Source organism: Companilactobacillus muriivasis (assembly GCF_036246245.1).
GTDB lineage: Bacteria > Bacillota > Bacilli > Lactobacillales > Lactobacillaceae > Companilactobacillus > Companilactobacillus muriivasis.
This window is the reverse complement of sequence record NZ_BTTQ01000009.1, coordinates 56707-81616: the sequence shown is the minus strand read 5'-3', so window position 1 is coordinate 81616 and position 24910 is coordinate 56707. Positions and strand designations below refer to the sequence as shown.

The following is a 24910-nucleotide window of genomic DNA, read 5'->3' as shown; positions in this document are numbered from 1 at the left end:
TTAAGTGAAATAATCTTCTGGCCTCGGCAGGATATTAAGACTTTCATCACCTGAGTCTTCGGTAGAAATCAACTATATTAATCTATCATTATTTTGGTAGTTAGTCAACACTAATTAAGCGTTGATCTTTAGACCAGGTCCAAATGTAGATGTCATGTTTACACTAACTACATAGCTACCCTTCAATGATGCAGGGCGTGCCTTCAAGATAGCGTTATAGAAAGTATTGAAGTTTTCTGTAATTTTATCTGTATCAAATGAAATCTTACCGATTGGTGCGTGGATAAGACCGTTTGAATCAACACGGTATGTAACTTGTCCGGCTTTAATATCATTAACAGCCTTTGTAACATTCATTGTAACAGTACCTGTCTTAGGGTTAGGCATCAAACCTTTAGGTCCAAGAACACGACCTAAACGACCTACTTTAGCCATCATTGGTGGTGTTGCAACAGCAACGTCAAAGTCTAGCCAGCCGTCTTGGATTTTTTCAACAAGGTCATCAGAACCAACAATATCTGCTCCGGCTGCTTCAGCATCCTTAGCTTGTTGTCCTTCAGCGAAGACGATAACCTTTTGTGTCTTACCAGTACCATTAGGTAGTACGATAGCACCACGAATTTGTTGATCAGCTTGTTTTGGATCTACGTCCAAGTTAACAGCAACTTCAACAGTTGCGTCGAATTTAGCGAAGTCAACCTTCTTTAATAATTCAACAGCCTCTTCAGCAGTATAGCTTTTGTTTTTATCTACTTGTTTTAATGCTTCTGTATACTTTTTTCCATGCTTAGCCATGCTAAGTTCCTCCTTGCTTTGTGGTCTTTCGGAGAATTATATTTTCCCCTCCCACTTGTTAAGAATGCTTTCACATTCCTGTAAACTGCTTAAATCTAGTCTTTTACTTTACTTCAAAGCCCATACTTCTTGCAGTACCAGCAACCATACGCATTGCAGCTTCGACACTAGCAGCGTTTAGGTCTTTCATCTTGGTTTCAGCAATTTCGCGAACTTGGTCTTCAGTAACTGTGGCAACCTTATTTGTGTTAGGTTCGCCAGAGCCCTTTTCAACGCCAGCAGCCTTCTTCAATAGAACTGCAGCTGGTGGTGTCTTAGTAACGAAATCGAATGAACGGTCTTCATATACTGAGATAACAACAGGGATAATCATACCCTTTTGATCTTGTGTACGTGCATTGAAGTCCTTTGTAAAGGCAACAATGTTAATACCAGCTTGTCCTAAAGCAGGACCAACTGGAGGAGCTGGAGTAGCCTGTCCAGCAGGGATTTGTAATTTTACTACGTTAGCAACTTTTTTAGCCACGGTGCATACCTCCTTGTTCCGTGATGTGGTCATGATGAGAATCTAAATTTTCTCTCCCACATGTATGTCTCAAAAACATACGTTTTATATGGTAGCACGGTCTACCGTTGTTTACAATATTTATTTTTTATTCCGTCTCCGGTGTTCAGTAATATAGTCTGCTATGGGGACCGGTCCGAGCCACAGTGCGGTCTCGAACCTCGACTTTGAACCTTGCACAGTTCGCAAGTTTCAAAACTCGTCCCGTGGTGTAAGAGCTAAAGCTCTAACGCCACCTCCATAGCCAACTATATTACTGAACCCCTCCGACTCTTGGCTTGCTTGATATTTAATTATATATATGAATGATCTAAAACCTCAATTATTAGCACCACTGACTTAATAATTTAATCTAAAATCCGATAGCAATAATTAATAGTTCATTGAAGAATCTTAATTACATTCAAATATGCATAAACTTCCAACGTAACACTTAGTCGGAAGAGCTGAGAAATATTTGTGGGCAGTGGTAGTGATGTTATGGCTTTAGCCATTACATCACCGGGCGTGTTTGGATACTTGCGGTTTGTGCAAGCATTCAAACCGAGGTTCGAGACCGCTCTTCGGCTCGGACTGGTCCGCACAGCCAGTGAATATTTCTCAGCTCTGGAGATGGCAATTAGCCTTGTTTTTCAACTGATGTAAAGTCAACTTCGGCTGATGTCATACGTCCAAACATATCAACATCAACTTTAAGCTTTCTGTGTTCGTCATCAATTTCGGTAATCTTACCTGTTGTGTCTGTAAAGGCACCGTCAGTGATCTTAACTGTTTCGCCAACTTCAAAGTCAGAAGGTTTTTGTGAATCCATACCGAATTGACTTAGAATGTTGTCAATTTCTTCAGGTAATAGAGGTGCTGGCTTACTACCAGAACCGTGACTGCCGACAAAACCGGTAACACCTGGAGTATTACGAACGATAAACCATGATTCATCGGACATAACCATTTCTACTAGAACGTATCCAGGGAAAGTCTTTTCCATTTCTTTCTTTTCTTTACCGTTTTTAACTTTTGTTTCTTCTTCTTCAGGAACAACTGCACGGAAAATGAAATCTTCCATACCCATTGATTGGGCACGTGATTCTAGATTTTCCTTAACTTTGTTTTCATATCCTGAATAGGTATGTAGTACATACCATTGTTTTTCGCCAGCTTCAGCCATAATTTCCTCCAAAAATTCAAAATAAAAAAACTCCGAACCATGTCGAAGTTTTTCTCGTTACAAACATAATAGCAAATTTTTGACGCTCTTACAATCTATTTACCCATTACGAAATGTTGTAACAATGCAATCAAGCCCCAGTCAACTAGAGCAAAGAAGACTGCGTACATTAATGATGTAGCGATAACAGTCCAAGTATCACGCTTGTTTTCTTTAAATGTAGGCCAAACAACTAATTTCATTTCTTTGTTGACACTACCAAAAAATTTAAATAGTTTCATTTGTTCCTCCAGAGTTATCTTGTTTCTTTATGCAATGTATGTTTACCACAGTGCTTGCAAAACTTTTTAACCTCTAGTCTTTCTGTACGACTAGGGTTTTCAGTGATTGTGTAATTTCTTGATCCACAAACTGTACAAGCTAAGGCAACTTTTCTTAATCCCATGTTTTTCTCCAAAATCTAAACTTAATCTTATTAATTGTAAACTCTGAATCATGGTTTGTCCATTGCAATATCATGACAAATGATTATCGTGTTGTTCTTTAATTTTTCTTTTACATCTTTGAGCCGCTGCTTTAAGAGCCTTAGCATCACAGTCAGCTTGAAGACATGCATCATCTAATCGAGTGCGACCATAGACATATCTTAGGGCAATTAACTCTCTAAGATTCATCGCTGTTGTCGCAATTCGAATATTATCAAAGTCCTCGACCGCATTTTTATGACTTGGGGTAGTCATTTTAGATTGGTCGATTTCATCAAGTGATTCGGTTAAACCATTGACCTTCCTTTTATTTGCATTTTCATATCTAATCAAATCAATAATACAATGTGTAAATTTCATTTTGAAAAAACTACCAAATTTAGATCCAGTAGAGCCATCAAATAATTGACACGATTGAAAGCAAGTAAAATAGGCTTCTTGATACCAGTCATCACGTTCGTAACTAGTTATGAAATATTGCTTTGCCAAGTTATCAATCATTGGACGGTACTTATTAACCAATAAAACTAGAGCTGGAGAATTACGGTCATTTCTAACCTGTTCAATCAATAATGATTCTTCACTAAGCATTAGATAAATTTATTACGGACAATAATTTTACACTTATAAGATTACATGAGTTATTTTTGTTATTCTAGCGAACGTTTGTTTACAAAAAAAACGAATGATATTTAATTATTTAGGTTATATAGTGCCTGCCGCCACGGGTTGTCAGTAATGCAGTCTGCTATGGGGACCGGTCCGAGCCAAAGTGCGGTCTCGAACCTCGATTTTGAACCTTGCACAGTTCGCAAGTTTCAAAACTCGTCCCGTGGTGTAATGGCTGAAGCCATAACGCCACCTCCATTGCAGCTGCATTACTGACAACCCGTGGCTAATTTATTTTGAGGAACAAAAAAGATATATCCGTCTACTTTGGATATATCTAATATTAAAAATCTAAATGCTTAAAACTGTTAAGCGTTTCTTGATGCAAAAGCTTGATACAAAAGAATACCTGTTGCTACTGAAGCATTCAAACTTTGCACATGTCCTACCATTGGAATGTTCAATGTTTGATCTGCTTGTTTCAATACTAATGGAGAAATTCCCTTACCTTCGTTTCCGATGATAAGTGCAATTGCGCCTTTGGCATTCCAGTTACGGTAGTTGTCACCTTCCATAGCTGTTCCAAAGACCCAGACGTTTCTCTCTTTTAGTTCTTTAATTGTATTAACTAAATTTGTCACACGAACTACTGGTACATGTTCGATGGCACCTGTTGATGTCTTCGCTACAGTTGATGTTAAACCAGTCGATCTGTGCTTAGGAACGATAATTCCGTGAACGCCAACTGCATCAGCTGTACGCATGATTGAACCTAAGTTATGGGGATCTTCAATTTTGTCTAGGATAAGGATGAATGGATCTTCGTTCTTCTCTTCGGCTCTCTTGAAAATATCTTCCAACTCAGCGTATTGATATGGGGCAATGTATGCGGCCATTCCTTGGTGATTTCCACCGTCACTGATGTCATATAGTTTGTTCTTGGGAACTTCTTGAACGATTAAACGGTCTCTCTTAGCTAACTTGATAGCTTCGGCGATATGTTCACTTGAAAGTCCTTTTTGAACTAAAACTTTGTTAACTCGTTGATTTGCGGTTGCTGATTTCAATAACTCGATTACTGAATGAACGCCGTAAATTAGTTCCTTTTCTTCACTGTTACTATTATTTGAACTGTCTGTCATCTGCTTCACCTGTCTCTACTTCATTTATGCACCATTGTGCTAGTTCTTTCACACGTTCTTTGTTGCCAGTAATATCTAAATAGCCAAAAACTGCTTCAAAACCAGTGGACATATGATATGTGACGACACTTGTATTCTTTGCTTTGGTTTGCTTTTTCGCATTACGACCGTTCTTGTAAATACGAATCTCTTGTTCAGATAAAACGTCATTATCAAGCATCAATGTGATTAAAGATGCTTGTGCTTTTGCGGAAACGTAATGTTTCGCTTGGTGCTGTAATTCGTTAACTTTGACGATATTTTTGGAAAGCAAGTGTTCACGAATAAATACTTCATAAACTGCATCCCCTAAATATGCCAAAGTTACGCCATTAAATTTCTTAACATCAGTCATTAATATGCCACCGTGTTCCTTGTGGTGTATCCTCTAAGATCACACCCATATCCTTTAGTTGGTCACGTAACTTATCGCTGGTAGCAAAATCTTTGTTTGCTCTAGCTTCATCACGTGCATCGACCATTTGTTGAATTTCTTCAGATAAATCTTGTTGGTCTTCATCCAAGTTGACACCCAAAATACTAGTCAATTTAACCATAGCTTCTAGGATAACATTTGCAGCATTTTTAGCAACCGTCTCTTGGGCAGCAGTGTTGTTAGCAAGACTGACCAAGTTAAAGATTTCTGTCAAGCCATTTTGAACGTTAAAATCATCATTCATAGCATCTGTAAAGTCAGCAATAATCTTATCAACTTGTGCTTGCGTATCCTTGATATCAGTAGCATCTTCGGCTCCATCAAGACGGAACTTCAAGTTGTTGTAAGCCGTTTTAATCTTATCTAAATTATCGGCAGCTTTTTGCAAATTAGCTTGTGAATATTCTAGTGGACGACGGTAGTGTGTTGATGACAAGAAGAATCTCAAAACTTGCGGATTAGTTGATTTAACTAAATCATGAACAGTTACAAAGTTACCAAGTGACTTGCTCATTTTTTCGTTATTTTCAACTGTAACAAAACCATTGTGCATCCAATAATTGACAAATTTCTTGCCAGTCTTAGCTTCACTTTGGGCAATTTCATTTTCGTGGTGAGGGAATTCCAAATCTTGACCACCACCATGGATATCGAAAGTATCGCCTAAGTACTTAGTCGACATAACTGAACATTCAATATGCCAGCCCGGACGACCTTCCCCCCAAGGAGAATCCCATTTGATTTCATTTGGTTTAGCTTTCTTCCAAAGCGCAAAATCGATTGGATCTTGCTTCTTGTCGAATTCAGTATCACCAACGTGTTCACTGGCACCTTCAACTAATTGATCGATATTTTGGTCAGACAATTCACCATAGTGTTCAAACTTACGGGCACGATAGAAAACATCCCCTTGTGATTCATAGGCATAACCTTTATCAATCAAATCTTTAATAAAATCGATAATTTCTTGAATGTTATCAGTTGCACGTGGATTAATAGTTGCACGTTGAACGTTAATTTCGTCAATATCTTCATAGAAAGCTTTGATAAAACGGTCAGCTACTTCGGGAACAGTAATGCCTTCACGGTTAGCCTCTTTGATCATCTTATCGTCAACATCGGTAAAGTTAGAAACAAACTTAACATTGTAACCTAGAAACTCTAAATAACGACGAACAGTATCGAAAGCAACGATTGAACGAGCATTACCAATATGAATGTAGTTATACACAGTGGGTCCACAGACATACATATTTACTTGTTTAGGTGTTATCGGTTTAAATTCTTCTTTTTCACGCGTTAAGGTATTAAAAATTTTCAACATAATCTTCACCTATATATAAAAAAGGGGTTGAGGCAAACTAAGTTTTCCTTCAACCTCTTTTTCTGTTTTATTTTATTTGAAACGAATTATTTCATTTCATTCAAAGTCTTGTCGATATTAGCAAGAGCTTTTTCTTTACCAAACAATTCGATAGTTTCAGCAATAGCTGGACCATGCATTGTTCTTGTTGCAGCAATTCTAGCTGGCATGTAAAGTTTTCTACCTTTAACACCAGTATCAGCTCTAACTGATTGAATAGCAGCCATGATTTGTGTTGCTGTAAAGCGGTCAAGTTTTTCTAACTTACCCTTCAAATCTTCAATAGCTGTCTTAGAATCGTCGTCAACAAGTTCTTTTTGTTCGTCATCTGTTAGGTGTTCTGGTTGGTTAAAGAAGACATCTGACAATTCAACGATTTGTTGTGTGTAACTCATTTGTGGCATGTAAAGTTCTGTTAAATGTCTAACCCATTGAATTTCGTCCGTGCTTGGATCAGCAGGAATACGTTTTGCTTCAATCAAGTTTGAAAGTACTAAGTCAGTAATTTCAGAAACGTCAGCACCCTTAACGTATTGGTTGTTTACCCATTCAAGTTTCTTTTGGTCAAACTTAGCAGGTGATCTGCTCAAACGGTGTTCATCAAAAATCTTGATGAATTGTTTTCTTGTGAATAACTCATCTTCACCAACTGGTGACCAGCCAAGCAAAGTAATGAAGTTAAACATAGCTTCTGGTAAGTATCCTAAATCACGATATTGTTCGATGAATTGGAGAATTGATTCATCACGTTTACTCAATTTCTTACCAGTTTCAGTATTGATGATAAGTGTCATATGACCGAACTTTGGAGCTTCCCAGCCAAGTGCATCATAAATCATCAATTGTTTAGGTGTGTTAGCAACGTGATCATCACCACGAAGAACATGAGAGATTTCCATCAAATGGTCATCAACAACAACGGCAAAGTTGTATGTAGGCATACCGTCACGCTTTTGGATAACCCAATCGCCACCGATAGTATCTGATCCGATTGAAACTTTACCTTTAACGATATCGTCCCATTCGTAGTTCTTAGCATGTGGTACGTGGAATCTGACAACTGGTTGTAGTCCAGCATCTTCAGCTTCTTTGATCTTAGCAGCCTTTTCGTCTTCAGTCATACCAGCAAATTCATATTCGTAGTGTGGCATTTGACCATTAGCTTCTTGTTCTTCACGCATCTTTGTTAGTTGTTCTTCAGTCAGATATGATTTGTAAGCTAAGCCCTTTTCAAGTAATTCATCGATATATTTTTGATAAATTGCTTTTCTTTCTGATTGACGGTAAGGACCATAATCTCCACCGACATCTGGACCCTCATCCCAATCAACGCCAAGCCATTTAAGGTTTTCTAGTTGACTCTTAGTACCGCCTTTAACGTTACGCTTTGTATCTGTATCTTCGATACGGATTACGAAAGTTCCCTTGTGACTACGTGCGAATAAGTAGTTAAAGATAGCTGTTCTAGCGTTCCCAATGTGCAAGTGACCTGTTGGACTTGGTGCATATCTTACACGAATTTTGTTATCTGACTTTTTTGCCATTTCTGTGTTCTCCCCTTTTATTTCTCGAGTTGTTTCGATTTGAATTCCGGTTGCCGTTACTGTTGTTATTGGAACTGTTTGAACCATTTGAATTACTGTTACGGCTGTTGGTATTCTCCTTGGCACTACTCTTTTCTTGGATACCATGCATTGAATGCTTAGGCTTTGCAAAAATCATTTTACCAGCATCAGTTTGCAATGCACTAGTTACAACGACATCGACGTCCTTGTTAATGAAGTATTTACCTTCTTCAACAACGACCATCGTACCATCTTCTAGGTATGCGACACCTTGCTCTCTTTCAGTACCCTCTTTAATAACTTTAACAGTCATTGTTTCTCCTGGCAAAACCATAGGTTTCAAAACTTTGGCTAATTCGTTAATGTTAAGTACTTGAACATTTTGAAATTCACTTACCTTACTTAAATTATAATCATTTGTGATGACAGCACCACCGATTTCTTTAGCTAATTTAAGCAATTTCATATCCACTTCTGGAATATTATCATAATCTCGCGTTGTTGTTTCATAATTAATCGTTTGATCCATCTTGATTTCATTCAAAATATCCAAACCACGACGACCACGTTCACGCTTTTGATTATCACTGGAATCAGAGATCAATTGTAATTCATGGACAACAAAGTCCGGAATCATCAACTTACCTTCCAAAAATCCAGTTTGTGCTAACTGATGAATACGACCATCAATGACAACGGAAGTATCCAAAATCTTATATGGATAATAGTCTTTTTTAGCGGAACGACGAGTTACTTCACCCTCGGAAGCAATCCCATTATTCTTTTCTGCTGTTTTATTATTGTTAGTATTACGTTTTGAAATTGAGAAATTACTCCAGTCATTACGACGACTAGTTCCCATTCTAAAACCAATCCATCCGAAGACAATCATTAAGATGACTGGGATGACGTTTGAAAACATATTGTGCATCATATAGAACGGAATCGAAATGATGTTAGCCAAAATTAAACCACCGATTAAGAATCCTGATCCATAAATAATCCAACCAGGGGATCTCGAATTGAGATATTTCTCAATCTGTTGGTTTAAATCTAAAATTGGTTTAACAAACAAGAACGACAAGAAATAAAATATAATACATCCAATAAGTCCGTCAAAATAGCCGTTGTTGATAAAAGCAATTCCTGCTAAACCTGATACTTCCCACAAACTAGGTAAAACAGTTATCCCGACTGCGATACCTAATAGTGCAAAAATTATATTTACTACAATCTTTCGCATAGAAACCTCCTCATTTAAAAAATTTTCTTCATTGCATCTGATACTGTACTGACACCGATTATTTGAATTTTACTGTTTTTTGACCAGTCACCTTGATTATTTTTAGGAACAAAAATTCGCTTGAAACCTAATTTTTCAGCCTCACTGACACGTTGGTCGATTCGGTTGACACGACGTACTTCACCGGTCAAACCAACTTCACCAACAAAACAATCTGTTCCAGAAATTCCAATATTCTTGTAACTTGATGCAATCGACATTGCTAAAGCCAAATCAATCGCTGGTTCATCTAATTTTACTCCACCTGTTGATTTCAAGTAAGCATCCTGATTTTGAAGCATCAAGTTGCCACGTTTTTCCAACACGGCCATAATCACTGAAACGCGGTTGTGATCTAAACCAGTGGCGGTTCTCTTAGCATTACCAAAGACTGTTGGCGTAATTAGCGACTGAATTTCAACTAAAATTGGTCTCGTACCTTCCATTGAAACAACAACCGCAGAACCATTGGCATCGGCTAAACGTTCTTCCAAGAAAATCTCTGATGGATTAGCCACTTCGACCAATCCCTTAGTACGCATTTCAAAAATACCGATTTCATTCGTTGAACCAAAACGGTTCTTAACCGAACGCAAAATACGGTAACTGTGATGGGTGTCCCCTTCAAAGTATAAAACAGTATCAACCATGTGTTCCAAAATTTTTGGACCAGCAATGGCGCCGCCTTTAGTCACATGTCCAACGACAAAAACGGTGATGTTTTGTTGCTTAGCGATATTCATCAACTCAGCAGTAACTTCACGAATTTGCGAAACACTACCAACAGCAGATGTGATCTCTGGTTCATCCATTGTTTGAACGGAGTCAATAATCAAGTAATCTGGGTGCATTTCATCGATATTCTCACGGATATAACTCATATCTGTCTGTGGATAAAGATACAAATTATCACCAGTAACGCCGATTCGGTCAGCACGCATCTTAATTTGCGAAGCACTTTCTTCACCAGAAACGTACAAAACTTTACTACCATCTCTAGCTAATTGACCAGATACTTGCGTCAAAAGTGTTGACTTACCAATACCAGGATCACCACCAATTAAGATTAATGATCCAGGTACGATACCGCCACCAAGCACACGATTCAACTCACCAAGTTCTGTCTTAACACGAGGTTCCTTTTCAAATGAAACTTCGCCTAACTTAACTGGCTTTGATTCGACATCACTAACACGACGGCTAGGTGATGCATTAGCTTTACTTATTTTAGCAATATCTGGTTGGTCAATTTCTTCGACCATTTGATTCCAAACTCCACAGTTAGGGCAACGTCCGAGATACTTTGGGGAAACATATCCACAATTTTGACATACGAATTTTGTTTTAGTTTTTGCCAATAAAATAGTTCCTTTCTTATTATATTCCTGAAGAACCAAATCCTCCATGACGTTTTGTTAATCCACCCTCGTCGTCATCGGTTGTAAGGTATTTGATGAATATTCCTTGGGCCAAACGTTCACCTTTTTTAACAGTGTAATCCACAGGGAAAAAGTTAATTAATTGAACAAACAGCTCACCCTCATTACTATCATTATTATAATAATCTGCATCAACAACACCAATACCATTCGGAATTGATAAGCCACGCTTCAATGGATTGCTAGAGCGACTAGCAATAATCAAAACTTCATCATCTTGCATGTAAGCTTTGACACCTGTCGGTACCAATACTGGCTTGATTGACTTTTGAACTTCAGCAATTTTGCTGTCATCCATTTTGCCCTTATTTAGCAAAAATTTCAAAACATTCAAAACACCAAACTTCCAAATTGAAGGAACAACAAAATCTTCGGAACTCTCGATATCATAACCAGCAGCATTTTTAGTTTGACGAACTGGTAAATTGATTCCTTTACCTTCGTATTTCTTAACAATTTCAAATCCACGTTTTTTTGTCAAATTGAAAACTCCTTAAGTATTGTATGAAGTTGTCGTCTCCAGAGATAAGAAACATTCACTGGCCGTGCGGACCGTTTTAAGCACGATACCACAGCATCCCCCCAACGATTTAGAATATATCAAATCAAAAAATCGGAAGAGCTGAGAGTATTAACCAGCTGTGAAAGTGGCGTTATGGCTTTAGCCATCACACCACCGGGCGAGTTTGGATACTTGCGGTCTTTGCAAGCATTCAAACCGAGGTTCGAGACCGCACTCTGGCTCGAACCGTTCCGCATAGCAGGTTAATACTCTCAGCTCTGGAGAAACAAACCTTCAGTAACTAAAATAATAGCATTTTAACCACTATAAAACTATTCATTACACTGACTTTCTTCTTATAATAGAGTAGTATAATATTAAATTAATCTAGCAGGAGGTAATTTTATGGAAATGAAACATGAGGACGGTCGTTTCTTTTTTGAAGACAACGATAAAATGATTGGGGAAATCACTTATTCCACCGTTAAAGATGGCGTTATTTCACTCGACCATACTTTTGTCGACGATGACTATCGTGGTCAAGGATTAGCCGGTAAACTTCTCAATGCAGCTTTGGATTACGCTGATTTGAAGAGTCTCAAAATCGTACCAGTTTGCGAATATGCTAAAGCTGCTTTTGAGAGAAAACCAGAGATCAGATTTTTGTTAACCGAAAATTACCAAGAGCTTTTAAAGGGGGAAAAATAGTTGGATCAAAATGAATTAAAGCAGGCCGTTGGTATTAAGTCCGTTGACTTTATCCAAAGTGACAGTGTTGTTGGACTTGGTACTGGCTCCACGGTTTATTACATGATTGAGGAACTCGGCAAGAGATATCAAGCTGGCGATATCAAAAATATCGTTGCTGTAACCACTTCTTCTCGCTCTGAAAAACAAGCTAAGTCGCTTGGCATCCCAACCAAAGATTTGAATGATGTCGACCACATCGATTTAACCATTGATGGCGCCGATCAAATCGACAAGAATTATCAAGGTATCAAAGGTGGCGGTGCTGCCCACTTGCTTGAAAAGATGGTCGCAACTAATTCCACCAAAAACATTTGGATCGTCGACCAATCAAAATTGGCTGACACCTTAGGCAGTTTTCCATTGCCACTAGAAGTAATTCCTTTCGGTTGTGAAAAAACCTTTGCAGACCTTCAAAAAGAAGACCTACATCCGGAATTCCGTTTAGATGACGACGGCAAACGCGTTTTGACACATAATAAAAATTACGTAATTGATTTAAAAATGGGCGAAATTACTCACCCTCACCTATTAGCCGAATGGTTAGATCACCAAGTTGGAATAGTTGCACACGGACTATTTCTTGATATAGTTAATACTATTATCGTCGGTTATGAGGATGGACCAAAAGTAATCGATAATATCAGATAGAGGAGAGAATTGTATGACTAAAGAAATCACATCATCAGAATTAGATAATTTTAAAAACGCTTTTGAAAACACACCAGGTTCTTCAGCAATTAAAAACGCTGTTGCTAACAATGGTTTGTTCAAATCAAGTGAAACAATCGCATCTAAAGTTGCTATGGACCCTACTTTCTCAGTTGAAATTGATACTGGTAAAGTTGCTGATCAAAAACAATCTGGATTATGCTGGGTTTTCGCAGCATTAAATACTATGAGACACCCTCTTCAAGATAACTTTAAGATCAAGGGCTTTGAACTTTCACAAGGTTACATGCTTTTCTGGGACAAACTAGAAAAATCTAACTACTTCTTCGAAAATGTTATCAACACAGCTGCTTTACCAACTGGCGACCGTAAAGTCGACTTCCTAATGGCAACACCTCAACAAGATGGTGGTCAATGGGATATGGTTATGGCACTTGTTCAAAAATATGGTGTTGTTCCTAAGGCCGTAATGCCAGATACATTCAGTCGTACAAACTCATCCGAGCTAAACAACGTTCTTAATAAGAAATTACGTAAAGACGCTATCATCTTGCGTAACCTTGTTAACGACAACAAGTCTGAAGAAGACATCGAACGTAAGAAGAATGAATTGTTAAGTGAAATCTACAAGATTTTAGTTTACACAGTCGGCGTTCCTCCTACAAAATTTGACTGGGCTTACCGTGATGACGATAAGAACTATCACAAGGAAACAGGCATCACACCTCAAGAATTCTTCAAGAAGTATGTTGGTTGGGACTTAGACAGTTACATTTCAACAATCAATGCTCCAACAGCTGACAAACCATACAACCACGTTTACACAGTTGAAATGCTTGGTAACGTAATTGGTGGACGTCAAGTACGTCACTTGAACCTTGAAATCAATGACTTCAAGAAATTAGCCGTTAAACAACTCCAAGCTGGCGAAACAGTTTGGTTCGGTAGTGATGTTGGTCAAAGTTCAGACCGTAAGATTGGTATCATGGATACAAACATCTATGACCTTGAAGGCCTACTAAACACTGACTTGAAGATGACAAAGGCAGAACGCCTTGACTACATCGAAAGTATGATGACACACGCAATGGTTATCACTGGTGTTGATTTGGACGAAAACGGCAACCCATTGAAGTGGAAAGTTGAAAACTCATGGGGTGAAAAAGTCGGAACAAAAGGTTACTTCGTAATGAGCGACTCATGGTTCAACGAATTCGTTTACCAACTAGTTATCAACAAGAAATACTTACCAGAAGACCTCAAGAATACCTTTGAAACAGAATCAAAAGAACCAAAAGTATTAGCACCATGGGATCCAATGGGAGCATTAGCATAGAGAGCGAAGCAGGCCTGGGAATTTCCGAGCATTTGCATGACTTCACGAATTGTCCGCGTACTTTGCGGATGATTTGTGAAGTTAGACAAAGCGGAAGAAATTGGCCTGCGTAGCTCGTTTCAGAGCTACTGCCTATTTAAAAATACAATTATCAAAAGTCACAAATTACATCGTCTTTCATTGACCAATGTAGTTTGTGGCTTTTTCTATAATCCATTTACATTTGGTACCTATTCAAAATAGAGAAACCTTAAATCCTCCAACCAACTAGCCTCAGGTTGACAGAAATTTCACCCGCAATGAAGGTTGAGTTAGGAGTTTACTCCTTACTCAACGGACGTCTTTTGAGATTTGCGAACTGTGCAAAGCTCAAAAGCGAGGTGTGAGACCTTGGCTCACACCGGTCCCATAGCAGGCGAAAATTTCTGGCAACCTGAGGCGGCACAAACCAAGTAAGGCAAAATAATCCCCACTGCTCTATAATGAGAATAATATCTAAAAAAGGAGTTGTTCATATGAAAAATAACCAATTTGCAATCCGTCCAACAGACTTTAAAGATCAATTAACAGAGCTCACCGAAATCGGTTTTCTAGATAAAGATAACGAGTCAGAAACCAATCCCCTGCAACTTTGGATCAGCTTTTTAAGCAAGAGCTTTTTAGAAGATAAAACTTCTTCAACTTTTGAAGAAACGCTCAAAACATATATGGCAACTGATGAACAAAATTTGAGTGAATATATCGATTCAGCCACTCATGTCTCAGTCGTAGCTTTTTATAACGTTGCCCTACAACTTCTCAAATTCAATCCTGACGTGGACTTTTCATTTACAGACCCATTAGCTGCCATGGATAAAATTCAATTGATGGTTGCTGACCATAACGGCGCTTCGTTCACCATTGACGAGTTAAAATCCGCTTGGTATTGGTTATTAGCAACTCACAACAAGATGGGCCAAACTTATGTCGACTCACTCGCATCTAAAGGTTACTTCACTAAGTTTTACAGCAAAATCACTAAGCCAATGCTATTTAATGGCAAGACTTTGCCCGTATTTAACCCACATAAGTTAATTCGTGAAGTCGTTTACGTAGAATCACCTCAAGACAGTGATAATGACGGCAAGCGTGATTTACTTAAAGCTGAAATTTTACGCCCTAGCGAAACTGAGAATGGCTTGAAAGTACCTGTTCTCTACACTGCTAGTCCTTACAACCAAGGTACTAATGATGAAACTGGCGAAAAACTCACTCACAATGTCAACGTACCTTTAACACACAAACAACCAAATAATCTAAAATATTCAGATATTGAATATAAAGATGATAATCAAGAAATCCCTGCTCCAAGAAAAATCGATGGTGAAACTAAAAAAGCTGAACAAGATTTCTCTAGAGAAAGTTCATACACATTAAATGACTACTTCTTAGCTCGTGGTTTTGCGGTCGTTTATATGGCCGGTATCGGTACAAAGGATTCTGACGGCTTCAGAACCACTGGTGATCCTGACGAAACAACTTCAACGGTTTCCATTATTAAGTGGTTAACTGGTCAATTACCTGCATTTACCAACCGAACTGACAACATCAAAATTAAAGCATGGTGGTCAAATCAAAAAGTTGCCATGACTGGTCGTTCATACTTAGGGACATTAGCTACTGCTGCCGCAACTACTGGTGTTTCAGGATTAAAGACTGTTATCAGTGAAGCTGCTATTTCTAACTGGTATGACTATTACCGTGATGGCGGACTAGTAATCGCTCCTGGTGGCTTCCCTGGTGAAGATGCTGATGTTTTGGCAGAAGAAACTTTCAGTCGTCGTTTACAACCTGGTGATTTCCACAATATCAAGTCACAATGGGACGACCAAATTAAGGCAATTCAAGATGGCGAAGATCGAACAACCGGAGACTATAATACTTTCTGGGATGCTCGTAATTACCACAAAGATTTCAAGAATATCAAAGCCGATGTTTTCATGGTTCACGGCCTAAACGACTGGAACGTTAAGCCTAGAAACGTTGAACGTCTCTGGAATGGCATTAAGCATAACGGCGTTACACAAAAGATTATTTTGCACCAAGGCCAACACATTTACATCAACGCCTTTCGTTCTATAGACTATAACGATATCATCAACCTTTGGCTGACTCATGAGCTACTCGGAATTGACAATCAAGCCAAAGAAATCATCCCTAATGTTATCATCCAAGACAACACAAAGGCTGAGAACTGGACAGCTTATAAAGACTGGGCTAGTGCCGAAAATCAACAAATTAAATATAATTTATCAAGTGATAAATTAGTAACTGATGAAGTTACTCCATCAACTCAATCGTTCCAAGATAAATTAGATCAACCAACCTTCGACAATTATGCTAAGCATAACGATACTTGGGAACACGATTTGATTGCTGCCGATAAAAAATTAGCTGACAATCAACTAATTTACAAGACTGATACCTTATCTGACGATTTAACAATCGATGGTAAAGTCAACGTCCAATTAAAGGTCAGCTCCAGTGAAGATATCGGACTCTTAAGTTTCCAACTAATCGATTACTGTGAGACCAAGCGTTTGACCGTTTCACCAACATTATTATCGAAGAATAGTTTGGCTGAGACATACGATTGGCGTGAAGATGATTTGCGTGAATTTACTTACGCACAACCAACACCATTCAAGATGATTACTAAAGGTCACATTAATTTACAGAATCGTGAAAACAACTATAAAGTTGATGAACTAAAACCAAATGTTTTCTATAATATTGATGTTGAGCTTCAACCAACATTCTACAAATTACTCAAAGGCCATCAATTAGGTTTGATCGTCTACGCAACCGATTTTGGTATGACAGTTCGTGGTAATCAAAATATTAAATATACAGTTCAGGCCAATGATTCTTCATTAGTCGTTCCAATACACAAAAACTAAAGGTTGAAAGTTTAATTAAGGATGCCGTTTCCAGAGCTGAGAGTATTCATCTGTTGCGCGGCACGGTCCGAGTCATAGTGCGGTCTCGAACCTCGGTTGAAGCCTTTCCAAAAATCGGAAAGTCTCCAACACGCCCGGTGGTGTAATGGCTAAAGCCATAACGCCACTTTCGCTGCAGGTAAATACTCTCAGCTCTTCCAACTAATTTATTTTTATAATATGAATGAGCAGATAAAAGCCCTTTTGTTATTAAATGAATTACAACTTTGATTGCTACAACAACGGTTATATCAAATTTCCATCTTTCAACGTTTAGATATGAATTAATACCAACTACGATTGATTGCTGTGATATATAGCGAAACCTCCTAGACCAAAATTAAGTGGTTTCATACTAGCAATTCTAATGTTATAATCGCCGTTGAACTGTTTATTTTTGGAGATTATTTATATGGAAAAAACACAACTAAATTCATTAAAGAATAACCCCCATTCAAAAAAGAGTGTTGCAGGGTTCCTAATTGCTTTAGGAATCGTTTATGGAGACATTGGTACTTCACCTCTATATGTTATGCACTCTTTAATGGTTGGGAATGGTGGACTTGATAAAATGTCCACTAATTTTATTCTAGGCAGTGTTTCATTAATATTCTGGACACTGACTTTAGTCACGACAATTAAGTATGTTTTAATTGCTTTACGTGCTGATAACCGTGGTGAAGGTGGTATTTTCGCCCTCTACACTTTGGTTAGAAAGCGTGCTAAGTGGCTAATTATTCCGGCTATGGTTGGTGGGGCAACTTTCTTAGCCGACGGTATGATGACACCTGCTGTTACTGTCACTGCCGCAATCGAAGGTCTGAAAGGCATTGCCATTCACAATACCGTTTTGATTGGAAACCAGAACCAAGTAATTATCGTTACCCTGATCATTTTGTCGACCCTCTTCTTTATCCAAAGATTTGGTACGCAATTGATTGGACGAGCATTCGGTCCTATCATGTTGGTTTGGTTTGCATTCCTTGGTTTAATCGGGATTATGAACCTTTCACATGACTGGACGATGCTTCGAGCTTTGAACCCATACTACGCGATTGAACTATTAAGAAGTCCAATCAACATCCGTGGTGTCTTCATCCTTGGTAGTATTTTCCTTGCTACTACTGGTGCTGAAGCTCTCTACTCAGATATGGGACACGTTGGTCGACCTAACATTTACACTAGTTGGCCATTCGTCAAGATTTGTTTGTTGCTAAGTTACTTAGGTCAAGCAACATGGATTTTAAGTGTTAAAGATAATCACACGCTTCAAAACATGGGTTCCGCAATGAATCCTTTCTATCAATCTATTCCAGCTGACTTCAGACTCTTCGGAATCTTCCTTTCAGCTATGGCCGCTATCATCGCTTCTCAAGCCTTGATTTCTGGTTCTTACACACTAGTATCTGAAGCTACCAAATTGAAGATTTTCCCAAGATTGAAAACTTACTACCCAACTAATTTCAAAGGTCAACTTTATATTCCAACAGTTAACTCAATTATCTGGATTGTTTGTTTGTTCATCGTCTTCTATTTCAAAACTTCCGAAAACATGTCAAATGCCTACGGTCTAGAAATTACAATCACAATGTTAATGACAACAATCTTGCTCCATCAATGGTTGTTGATGAAACGTGCTAACCGCTTCTTTACGACGATTATTATCAGTTTCTTCTTTATTATTGAAAGTATTTTCTTCGTAACAAACAGTAGCAAGTTCATTCACGGTGCTTACATTACTATGTTTATCGCCGCCTTACTTATCGCTGTTATGTTCATTTGGAGATACGGTGAAAGACTTAAAGATGACAACACATATAGAAGTCACTTCGTTTCACTATTAGCTTTCAAGCATCAATTAAATGATTTGAGAAAAGATCCAAGTTACCCACTTTATACAACTAACTTGGTTTACCTAACTAAGATTCACGATGGCTACCGTATCAAGAAGAATATCCTTTATTCAATCCTTGATAAACGTCCAAAACGTGCTCAAGTCTACTGGTTTGTAACAGTTAATGTTACCGATGAACCATATACAGCTGCATATAGCGTAGAAACTTTCGATACCGACTACATGGTCAGCGTTCAACTTTACTTAGGATTTAGAGTTGATCAGAAAGTTAACGTCTACTTGCGTCAAGTTGTAAATGATATGATGTCAAACGGTGAAATCAAACAACAGCCACAGAAATATACAACTATTCCTGACCGTGATGTTGGTGACTTCTCATTCGTTATTATCAAAGAAGTTCTATCACCCGATACAAAGATCAGCAGTTTGAAGAAGAGTGTAATTCACATGCGCTTCTTCCTACAAAAGTTCATCTCACCTGCTAACTGGTTCGGACTTTCCTACAGTGATGTAGTCGAAGAACGAGTACCATTAGTACTTGGAAAAGTTTCACTCAATCGTTTACGTTTAGTCAGAAAAGATCGTTCAGCTTTGAAAGATATTAAAGTGGATGATGAAATTGATGACGATGATGAAGATTAGAGAGTGGAGCAAGCCCGGGAATTTCCGAGCATTTGCGTAGCTTCACGAATTGTCCGCGCACCTTGCGGACGATTTGGGAAGTTATGCAAAGCGGAAGAAATTGGCTTGCGGAGCTCGTTTTAGAGCCACTGCATATATAAACAAAAAAATAAGAGCAAGTAATCGAGTCAGATTGATTACTTGCTCTTTTATTTTCTCCAGCAAAGGCTAAAAATAAATTAATAAAAATAAATTACTCGGAAGGTCTGAGAATATTTACCCGCTGTGGAAGTGGCGTTATGGCTTTAGCCATTACACCACCGGGCGAGTTTGAAGACTTGCGATTTTTGCAAGGCTTCAAATCGAGGTGTGAGACCTTGGCTCACGCCGGTCCGCATAGCAGGTAAATGTTCTCAGACCTGGAGATAACCCAGACCTAAAGATAATTCAAACCTGCAGAATCTGCACGGTCTTCTGATTCAACTTAGAAGTAATGAAATCAACCACCCACTCAACATCCTTTTCCGGAGCACCCGACTTCAACAAATTCCAAGACAGATCCAAAGCAACATCATGTCCATTATCCAATTTCAAAATAATATAATGTGGCAATACTTTATCATCTTTTTTATTAACAACCAAAGAGTAGGACATGATATCTTCAAATGAAACTGACTCCTGCTTCTTGCCAATTGGTAAAAAGATAGCCTTGATACGTTTCATCCACGTATTGTAATCATAGTATGACACCGCCCCATCGTTGATCTTCCAACGTCCATAAAGACTTGGTAAATAACGGGGATAAATAATCGTACTTTGAATTAGGAAAGCTATCGTTCCTAGTACAACACCAACGGCAATATCTTTATCAGCCAAGATATACGTAAAACTTCCAATCGCTGCACCAAGAATCAAACTGTTAAATAATGGTTTCCCATTTAACTTTCTTGCAAAGCTCTTTTCCATCTTCATCGCCTACTTTTTCAGCTGCTAATTTTTAATATTAGCGACTTAATAAAATTTAAATTAAAAATAGCTTCTCTTTGCATTTTTAGCAACGATATAGCTCAATAGTAGACGTCTTGTCAGTCTCAAGGTTCCTCATTTCTTTCCACATCAATCAGCGCTTATAATCCACATCAATCAATAATACATATTTTTTTATTGATTAATATTTGTGGAAAGAAGGTGTGATTATTATGTACACCTACATTCAAATTATCGACAAAGACTCCAAAATGTTTAAAGGCTACGTTTTCTACAACATTGAAGACGGACATATATCAATGACAATCGTTAGAGGTATGAAAGCTCTACACTGTATTAATATTCCGTTCTCTAAAATCGTCGACCTACAAATTGATAAATTTTACGGTGAAGATCGTATCAGTTTCATATATCAAGGTAAAAAGTATTCCTTCCTTTACACTGGATATGGTGAAGAACAATACCTCGAACAACATCTACTTAAGGCCATGAAGGCATAAAAAAAGAACACTCAACTGTGTTCTTTTTGTTTTGTCGTTGAAATTAAATTTGATATTGGCCTAATCCGCTTGAGATTGTCAAAATTTGAGCTGTCTATTCGTTTTACCGATTATACAGTCAACTCTAGCTAATTGAATAATTTTGTCTGACAAGTGAATTTTTAACCATTCATCTACATTGATTATTCAGAGACTAAATATTTTTGAATACCAAACGCTACTCCATCGTGATCATTGTCTTTGGTAATAAACTTCGCATAGTCTTTTACACCGGGCAATGCATTATCCATAACAATCGGCGTCCCCACTTGTTCGAGCATAACTAGGTCATTATAGCCGTCGCCAAAAGCTGCCATATCCTCTTTATCCAAGTTTTCTAAATTTTGAATATACTTGATACCACGGGATTTCTGAGCCAACTTATGAGTAATTTCAATGTAATTCTCAGCAGACTGAGTAACTGTCACATCGCCAGAATTTAAGTGTTCAAGTTTTTCATTCATTGCTTTCATTTCTTGTAAGTCGAACGAAATCAACATAATTTTGAAGATTTTTAAACCATCTTGTTTCAGTAAAGAAACAAAATCAGTCACAATTGGTTCAAAATCACAGGCTGAAGCTTCATATTCGATGCCTTTATCAATTTTTTCCACATACCAGTTATCCAAATCATACAATGAACAACTCACATCTGGGAATTCTTGTTTCAAAATCGACAATACTCGTTTGATACTGTCCACATCGATTGGTTCCGATTGAAGAATTTTCTTCCCTTGAGCAGTTTGTTGAAAAATCAATCCACCATTGAAAGCAATTTGCGGCTCCTGCAAGTCAAGTTTATCAATGGTTTCAATCATCTCTCTTGGTGAACGTGCCGAAACTAATGTAAACGGAATCCGACTATCCCTAATTACCTTAACGTTATTTTCACTGATCTTACAATTGCTTTGTAACAGAGTTCCATCCATATCGGAAAAAATGTGCTTAATCAAAATAGTCGCTCCTCCGTGTAATTTATAGTTAAAATTTATCGAACTGGTTCTAGACGAATTGACTTTTTTTGACCAATAACCTTGCTATGAAACGCGTTCTATAACCTACTCTAAAGGTGAATTAAGAAAGGAACGTGAATATCATGTTTGCATACATTCAAATTATTGATCAAAAATCAGGTGTCAGTTATGGATACGTCAGTTTTAAATTCTCCAACCATAATCTCTACATCTCATCTCTCAAAGGCGTTGTAAATATCGACAAGATCACAGTGCCCGTTTCAGAAATTAAAGATGTCGCTGAAGATACTTATTACGGTTGGAATAGAATCAAATTTAATTATAATGGAAAGCGCTTTATTTTTCTATACAGTGGCTATGGCGAATTCGATTATTTGAAAGAGAATATGTTTGAAGCTATTGCTGAATAGTGTGGTGCCTCCGATCGTCAGTAATATATAGTCTGCTGTGAGGACCGGTGCGAGCCAAAGTACGGTCTCGCGCCTCGCTTTTGAGCCTTGCAAAAACAGCAAGTCTCAAAAGTCGTCCGTGGTGTAATTGCTAAAGCAATAACGCCGCCTTCACTGCTGACTATATATTACTGACGACCTCCGGCTAATTGTGTTGATTTATTACATTGGTTTTATTGGATGTGTTATCGGTATAGATACTCCCAAACATTAATTTACAAAAAAATTGCAGTAATCCTTTGGACTAGATTACTGCAATTTTTCTCTCTATTTAATTAACTAACTAATAACGATTGATTAGTCGGAAGAGCTGGAAAATATTTGTGTGCCGTGGTAGTGGTATAAGTACGGAAGGAACCTTCCGTACTTATACCACCGGGCGTGTTTGGAGACTTGACGAACTGTGTCAAGGCTTCAAACCGAGGTTCGAGACCGCTTTTTGGCTCGGACCGTTCCGCACAGCTTGTGAATATTTTCCAGCTCTGGAGACGGCATACTTAACTAATACTTTTTATGCGAACGATGTAGCTACACTACCGACTACAATTAAGACAATTCCTAAAATAGTAAACTTCAATTCACGGCTGCTCTTTTGTTCATGCAGAACAAAGATTCCACCGAATGTTCCGATTACTACGTTTAATTGTGTCCAGATAAATGCTGATGTATTACCGTTTGCTTTGGCTGAGAAGATGTACGCAAATGCGGCAATTCCCCAAGCAACTCCGGCAATCATATTTTGATATTGTTGCTTTTGTTTAAATGAATTTTTGTCTGTGAATAAGGCATAAATAATTGAACCTAGTAGGATTCCTAACATTTCTGGTAGAAAGATACCTGTTGGGCTTTCAGCTTTAACGATTGGCATATTTGGAAATGAAGAGTAGATCCAAAATCCAACGGTTGTGCACAATAGGAAGAGTGCATCTTTCGTCTGCATCTTTTGACCGTCAGTGCTATCTGAAACTGATGTTAATAAAGCACCAACAACAACGATTGCCAAAGCGATGATACCAATAATTTTGGCATGTACGCCGGCCCAATCACCGAAAATCAACATCCCGATAATTGAGTTACCAACTAATTGAAAAACAGTTGATAGTGGAACTGTTCCTGAAACGCCGATACGCTTGAAAGAAATGAACTGACCGATTTGACCGATTGTCCATAAGGCACCACAGAGAACTGAGAACCAAAAAGCTTGAGCACTAACGCTAGGCTGTGTAACTAGATAAGAGATCAAACCAACAACCGTTGCACCGGCACCTATTCCGAACATTTGGTTAACTGGAGATCCCCCAACTTTACCAGTAATGATTGGCATGAAGCCCCAACCAAGCGCTGGAATTAAAGCAATTAAAATATTCATTATGAAACTCCTTCTTGTTTTAAACTGAATATTAGTAATAATTATTTTTTTAATGCGGTATATCTGATTTGCATAAAGAACTACTTATTTCTCATAATTCAATCTCTATTACTCATGATTAAACGAACATTATTACAATTAAATTGTCCAAATAGGCACTTTTGGCACTAAAAAATGTCATGGCTTATCTAGACCATTTAAATAGTTTAACGCAATATTTTTAAAAAGAAAGCATTTTCTTTTAAAAAAGTAAAAAAAATGAAAGTGCATTCATGGTCTCTCTCAACCACGATGCTACTTTCATTTATTTTCAATAATAATTATTTTTCTGTTCGATTACTGCTAATAATATTAAGTTTTTCATCAAAATCGTAAATCAATGGCTTACCATTTGCGACTTCAACTCCATCAATATCTTTATCGCTAATTCCCTCAATATACTTGATCAAAGCCCTGATAGTACTACCGTGGGCAACGATTAGTTGATTCTTATTGTCCAACAGCTCAGGGGCAACGTGATCGACGTAATAAGGAATAATTCGTTGATAAGCTTCATACAAACTTTCAGCAACTGGCATGATGCTAGACTCATAATATTTGTAAGGTCCAACATTAGGGTCTGGTTGTGGCAGTTCCGGTGGCACTGAATAGAAACTTCTGCGCCATTGGTGTACTTGTTCAACTCCAAATTCACGTCTCGTAGCATCTTTATTTTGACCTCGTAAAGCGCCATAGTGACGTTCGTTTAAGCGCCAAGACTTAGTGATTGGCACATAATTAAGATTCAAATCATCTTGAATAATATAAGCTGTGATAATAGCTCTTTGCAAAACAGATGTGTGTACATGATCGAAATAAAAGCCTTGTAACTTTTTAGCGGCCACGTGTGCTTGGACGATGCCCTCTTGAGTTAAACCAACATTATTCCACCCCGTATATTGATTTAAAGCATTAGCAATACTCTCTCCATGCCTTACCATGACAAGTTTTACCATA

At 38.0% G+C, this 24910-nt stretch carries 24 protein-coding genes and 1 other annotated feature (1 of these 25 cut by a window edge); of the genes, 7 read left to right on the top strand and 17 right to left on the bottom strand.

All coding sequences use genetic code 11. The features are described 5' to 3' along the window. Window positions 1-80: a sequence feature (ribosomal protein L10 leader region), on the bottom strand; it reaches 40 nt to the left of the window's first position. Between the two features lie 34 nt (window positions 81-114). The 13 genes from rplA to AAA923_RS10355 form a co-directional block, all read right to left on the bottom strand. After that, the gene (rplA, locus tag AAA923_RS10415; RefSeq protein WP_041498797.1) at window positions 115-795 is read right to left on the bottom strand and encodes a 50S ribosomal protein L1; all 681 of its coding nucleotides are present in this window, start codon (window positions 793-795) and stop codon (window positions 115-117) included. A gap of 103 nt (window positions 796-898) precedes the next feature. Beyond that, window positions 899-1321, bottom strand: a complete 423-nt coding sequence (rplK, locus tag AAA923_RS10410; RefSeq protein ID WP_041498799.1) for a 50S ribosomal protein L11 — start codon at window positions 1319-1321, stop codon at window positions 899-901. 658 nt (window positions 1322-1979) lie between these two features. Continuing rightward, window positions 1980-2525: a transcription termination/antitermination protein NusG gene (gene nusG / locus AAA923_RS10405; RefSeq protein WP_041498801.1), complete on the bottom strand. Its 546-nt coding sequence runs from the start codon at window positions 2523-2525 to the stop codon at window positions 1980-1982. Between the two features lie 95 nt (window positions 2526-2620). Continuing rightward, window positions 2621-2806: a preprotein translocase subunit SecE gene (secE, locus tag AAA923_RS10400; protein WP_041498802.1), complete on the bottom strand. Its 186-nt coding sequence runs from the start codon at window positions 2804-2806 to the stop codon at window positions 2621-2623. A gap of 14 nt (window positions 2807-2820) precedes the next feature. After that, on the bottom strand, window positions 2821-2970 hold the full coding sequence (gene rpmG / locus AAA923_RS10395; RefSeq protein ID WP_082330626.1) for a 50S ribosomal protein L33: 150 nt from the start codon (window positions 2968-2970) through the stop codon (window positions 2821-2823). Window positions 2971-3040: 70 nt separating this feature from the next. Next, window positions 3041-3601: a sigma-70 family RNA polymerase sigma factor gene (locus AAA923_RS10390; protein WP_338216919.1), complete on the bottom strand. Its 561-nt coding sequence runs from the start codon at window positions 3599-3601 to the stop codon at window positions 3041-3043. Between the two features lie 386 nt (window positions 3602-3987). Further along, window positions 3988-4761 carry a 23S rRNA (guanosine(2251)-2'-O)-methyltransferase RlmB gene (gene rlmB / locus AAA923_RS10385; RefSeq protein WP_338216917.1) on the bottom strand — a complete coding sequence of 258 codons (774 nt, stop codon included), beginning with the start codon at window positions 4759-4761 and terminating at the stop codon, window positions 3988-3990. Next, window positions 4742-5155, bottom strand: a complete 414-nt coding sequence (locus AAA923_RS10380) for a Mini-ribonuclease 3 (protein WP_041498806.1) — start codon at window positions 5153-5155, stop codon at window positions 4742-4744. The genes rlmB and AAA923_RS10380 overlap by 20 nt, the downstream gene beginning before the upstream one ends. Beyond that, complete coding sequence (gene cysS, locus AAA923_RS10375) at window positions 5148-6560, bottom strand: cysteine--tRNA ligase (RefSeq protein ID WP_338216915.1); 1413 nt, start codon at window positions 6558-6560, stop codon at window positions 5148-5150. The genes AAA923_RS10380 and cysS overlap by 8 nt, the downstream gene beginning before the upstream one ends. A gap of 86 nt (window positions 6561-6646) precedes the next feature. Next, the gene (gltX, locus tag AAA923_RS10370) at window positions 6647-8143 is read right to left on the bottom strand and encodes a glutamate--tRNA ligase (protein ID WP_338216913.1); all 1497 of its coding nucleotides are present in this window, start codon (window positions 8141-8143) and stop codon (window positions 6647-6649) included. Then, on the bottom strand, window positions 8124-9407 hold the full coding sequence (locus tag AAA923_RS10365; RefSeq protein ID WP_338216911.1) for a PIN/TRAM domain-containing protein: 1284 nt from the start codon (window positions 9405-9407) through the stop codon (window positions 8124-8126). The genes gltX and AAA923_RS10365 overlap by 20 nt, the downstream gene beginning before the upstream one ends. 14 nt (window positions 9408-9421) lie before the next feature. Then, entirely contained in the window at window positions 9422-10804 is a 1383-nt protein-coding gene (gene radA, locus AAA923_RS10360) for a DNA repair protein RadA (protein WP_338216909.1), read from the bottom strand. Window positions 10805-10823: 19 nt separating this feature from the next. After that, window positions 10824-11366, bottom strand: a complete 543-nt coding sequence (locus AAA923_RS10355; RefSeq protein WP_338216907.1) for a dCTP deaminase/dUTPase family protein — start codon at window positions 11364-11366, stop codon at window positions 10824-10826. 426 nt (window positions 11367-11792) lie between these two features. On the opposite strand from AAA923_RS10355, the gene AAA923_RS10350 reads away from it, so the two are divergent. The 5 genes from AAA923_RS10350 to AAA923_RS10330 all read left to right on the top strand — a co-directional run bounded on the left by AAA923_RS10350 (window position 11793) and on the right by AAA923_RS10330 (window position 19617). Beyond that, window positions 11793-12095 carry a GNAT family N-acetyltransferase gene (locus AAA923_RS10350; RefSeq protein ID WP_338216905.1) on the top strand — a complete coding sequence of 101 codons (303 nt, stop codon included), beginning with the start codon at window positions 11793-11795 and terminating at the stop codon, window positions 12093-12095. Next, complete coding sequence (gene rpiA, locus AAA923_RS10345) at window positions 12096-12785, top strand: ribose-5-phosphate isomerase RpiA (RefSeq protein WP_338216903.1); 690 nt, start codon at window positions 12096-12098, stop codon at window positions 12783-12785. Window positions 12786-12798: 13 nt separating this feature from the next. Continuing rightward, window positions 12799-14142, top strand: coding sequence for a C1 family peptidase (locus AAA923_RS10340; RefSeq protein ID WP_338216901.1), 1344 nt, complete (start codon window positions 12799-12801; stop codon window positions 14140-14142). Window positions 14143-14657: 515 nt separating this feature from the next. Further along, window positions 14658-17081 carry a Xaa-Pro dipeptidyl-peptidase gene (locus AAA923_RS10335; RefSeq protein ID WP_338216899.1) on the top strand — a complete coding sequence of 808 codons (2424 nt, stop codon included), beginning with the start codon at window positions 14658-14660 and terminating at the stop codon, window positions 17079-17081. Window positions 17082-17532: 451 nt separating this feature from the next. After that, the gene (locus tag AAA923_RS10330; RefSeq protein WP_338216897.1) at window positions 17533-19617 is read left to right on the top strand and encodes a KUP/HAK/KT family potassium transporter; all 2085 of its coding nucleotides are present in this window, start codon (window positions 17533-17535) and stop codon (window positions 19615-19617) included. Between the two features lie 426 nt (window positions 19618-20043). Here AAA923_RS10330 and AAA923_RS10325 read toward each other — a convergent pair whose 3' ends face one another. Then, window positions 20044-20562 (bottom strand): hypothetical protein, encoded by a 519-nt coding sequence (locus AAA923_RS10325; protein WP_338216895.1) that lies wholly within the window; start codon window positions 20560-20562, stop codon window positions 20044-20046. Between the two features lie 233 nt (window positions 20563-20795). Between AAA923_RS10325 and AAA923_RS10320 the strand changes: the two genes are divergently transcribed. Further along, entirely contained in the window at window positions 20796-21083 is a 288-nt protein-coding gene (locus tag AAA923_RS10320; RefSeq protein ID WP_338216893.1) for a hypothetical protein, read from the top strand. A gap of 182 nt (window positions 21084-21265) precedes the next feature. On the opposite strand, the gene AAA923_RS10315 is transcribed toward AAA923_RS10320, so the two are convergent. Continuing rightward, on the bottom strand, window positions 21266-22075 hold the full coding sequence (locus AAA923_RS10315; RefSeq protein ID WP_338216892.1) for an HAD family hydrolase: 810 nt from the start codon (window positions 22073-22075) through the stop codon (window positions 21266-21268). 143 nt (window positions 22076-22218) lie between these two features. Here AAA923_RS10315 and AAA923_RS10310 point away from each other — a divergent pair, with 143 nt between their 5' ends. After that, entirely contained in the window at window positions 22219-22506 is a 288-nt protein-coding gene (locus AAA923_RS10310; RefSeq protein WP_338216891.1) for a hypothetical protein, read from the top strand. A gap of 550 nt (window positions 22507-23056) precedes the next feature. Here the strand turns inward: AAA923_RS10310 and AAA923_RS10305 are convergent. Both AAA923_RS10305 and AAA923_RS10300 read right to left on the bottom strand, forming a co-directional pair. Next, on the bottom strand, window positions 23057-23914 hold the full coding sequence (locus AAA923_RS10305; protein WP_338216889.1) for a GRP family sugar transporter: 858 nt from the start codon (window positions 23912-23914) through the stop codon (window positions 23057-23059). Window positions 23915-24234: 320 nt separating this feature from the next. Further along, window positions 24235-24909, bottom strand: coding sequence for a 2,3-bisphosphoglycerate-dependent phosphoglycerate mutase (locus AAA923_RS10300; RefSeq protein WP_338216887.1), 675 nt, complete (start codon window positions 24907-24909; stop codon window positions 24235-24237). Window position 24910 lies beyond the last annotated feature (1 nt).

Excerpts from the sequence above, each read along its gene's own strand:
- AAA923_RS10335 (WP_338216899.1), top strand. The coding sequence starts at position 14,658 with ATGAAAAATAACCAATTTGCAATCCGTCCAACAGACTTTAAAGATCAA.
- AAA923_RS10310 (WP_338216891.1), top strand. The coding sequence starts at position 22,219 with ATGTTTGCATACATTCAAATTATTGATCAAAAATCAGGTGTCAGTTAT.
- AAA923_RS10340 (WP_338216901.1), top strand. The coding sequence starts at position 12,799 with ATGACTAAAGAAATCACATCATCAGAATTAGATAATTTTAAAAACGCT.
- AAA923_RS10365 (WP_338216911.1), bottom strand. The coding sequence starts at position 9,407 with ATGCGAAAGATTGTAGTAAATATAATTTTTGCACTATTAGGTATCGCA.
- AAA923_RS10300 (WP_338216887.1), bottom strand. The coding sequence starts at position 24,909 with ATGGTAAAACTTGTCATGGTAAGGCATGGAGAGAGTATTGCTAATGCT.
- rpmG (WP_082330626.1), bottom strand. The coding sequence starts at position 2,970 with ATGGGATTAAGAAAAGTTGCCTTAGCTTGTACAGTTTGTGGATCAAGA.
- AAA923_RS10325 (WP_338216895.1), bottom strand. The coding sequence starts at position 20,562 with ATGGAAAAGAGCTTTGCAAGAAAGTTAAATGGGAAACCATTATTTAAC.
- gltX (WP_338216913.1), bottom strand. The coding sequence starts at position 8,143 with ATGGCAAAAAAGTCAGATAACAAAATTCGTGTAAGATATGCACCAAGT.
- AAA923_RS10305 (WP_338216889.1), bottom strand. The coding sequence starts at position 23,914 with ATGAATATTTTAATTGCTTTAATTCCAGCGCTTGGTTGGGGCTTCATG.
- AAA923_RS10330 (WP_338216897.1), top strand. The coding sequence starts at position 17,533 with ATGGAAAAAACACAACTAAATTCATTAAAGAATAACCCCCATTCAAAA.
- AAA923_RS10390 (WP_338216919.1), bottom strand. The coding sequence starts at position 3,601 with ATGCTTAGTGAAGAATCATTATTGATTGAACAGGTTAGAAATGACCGT.
- secE (WP_041498802.1), bottom strand. The coding sequence starts at position 2,806 with ATGAAACTATTTAAATTTTTTGGTAGTGTCAACAAAGAAATGAAATTA.
- AAA923_RS10380 (WP_041498806.1), bottom strand. The coding sequence starts at position 5,155 with ATGACTGATGTTAAGAAATTTAATGGCGTAACTTTGGCATATTTAGGG.
- rlmB (WP_338216917.1), bottom strand. The coding sequence starts at position 4,761 with ATGACAGACAGTTCAAATAATAGTAACAGTGAAGAAAAGGAACTAATT.
- AAA923_RS10320 (WP_338216893.1), top strand. The coding sequence starts at position 20,796 with ATGTACACCTACATTCAAATTATCGACAAAGACTCCAAAATGTTTAAA.
- nusG (WP_041498801.1), bottom strand. The coding sequence starts at position 2,525 with ATGGCTGAAGCTGGCGAAAAACAATGGTATGTACTACATACCTATTCA.
- rplA (WP_041498797.1), bottom strand. The coding sequence starts at position 795 with ATGGCTAAGCATGGAAAAAAGTATACAGAAGCATTAAAACAAGTAGAT.
- AAA923_RS10350 (WP_338216905.1), top strand. The coding sequence starts at position 11,793 with ATGGAAATGAAACATGAGGACGGTCGTTTCTTTTTTGAAGACAACGAT.
- cysS (WP_338216915.1), bottom strand. The coding sequence starts at position 6,560 with ATGTTGAAAATTTTTAATACCTTAACGCGTGAAAAAGAAGAATTTAAA.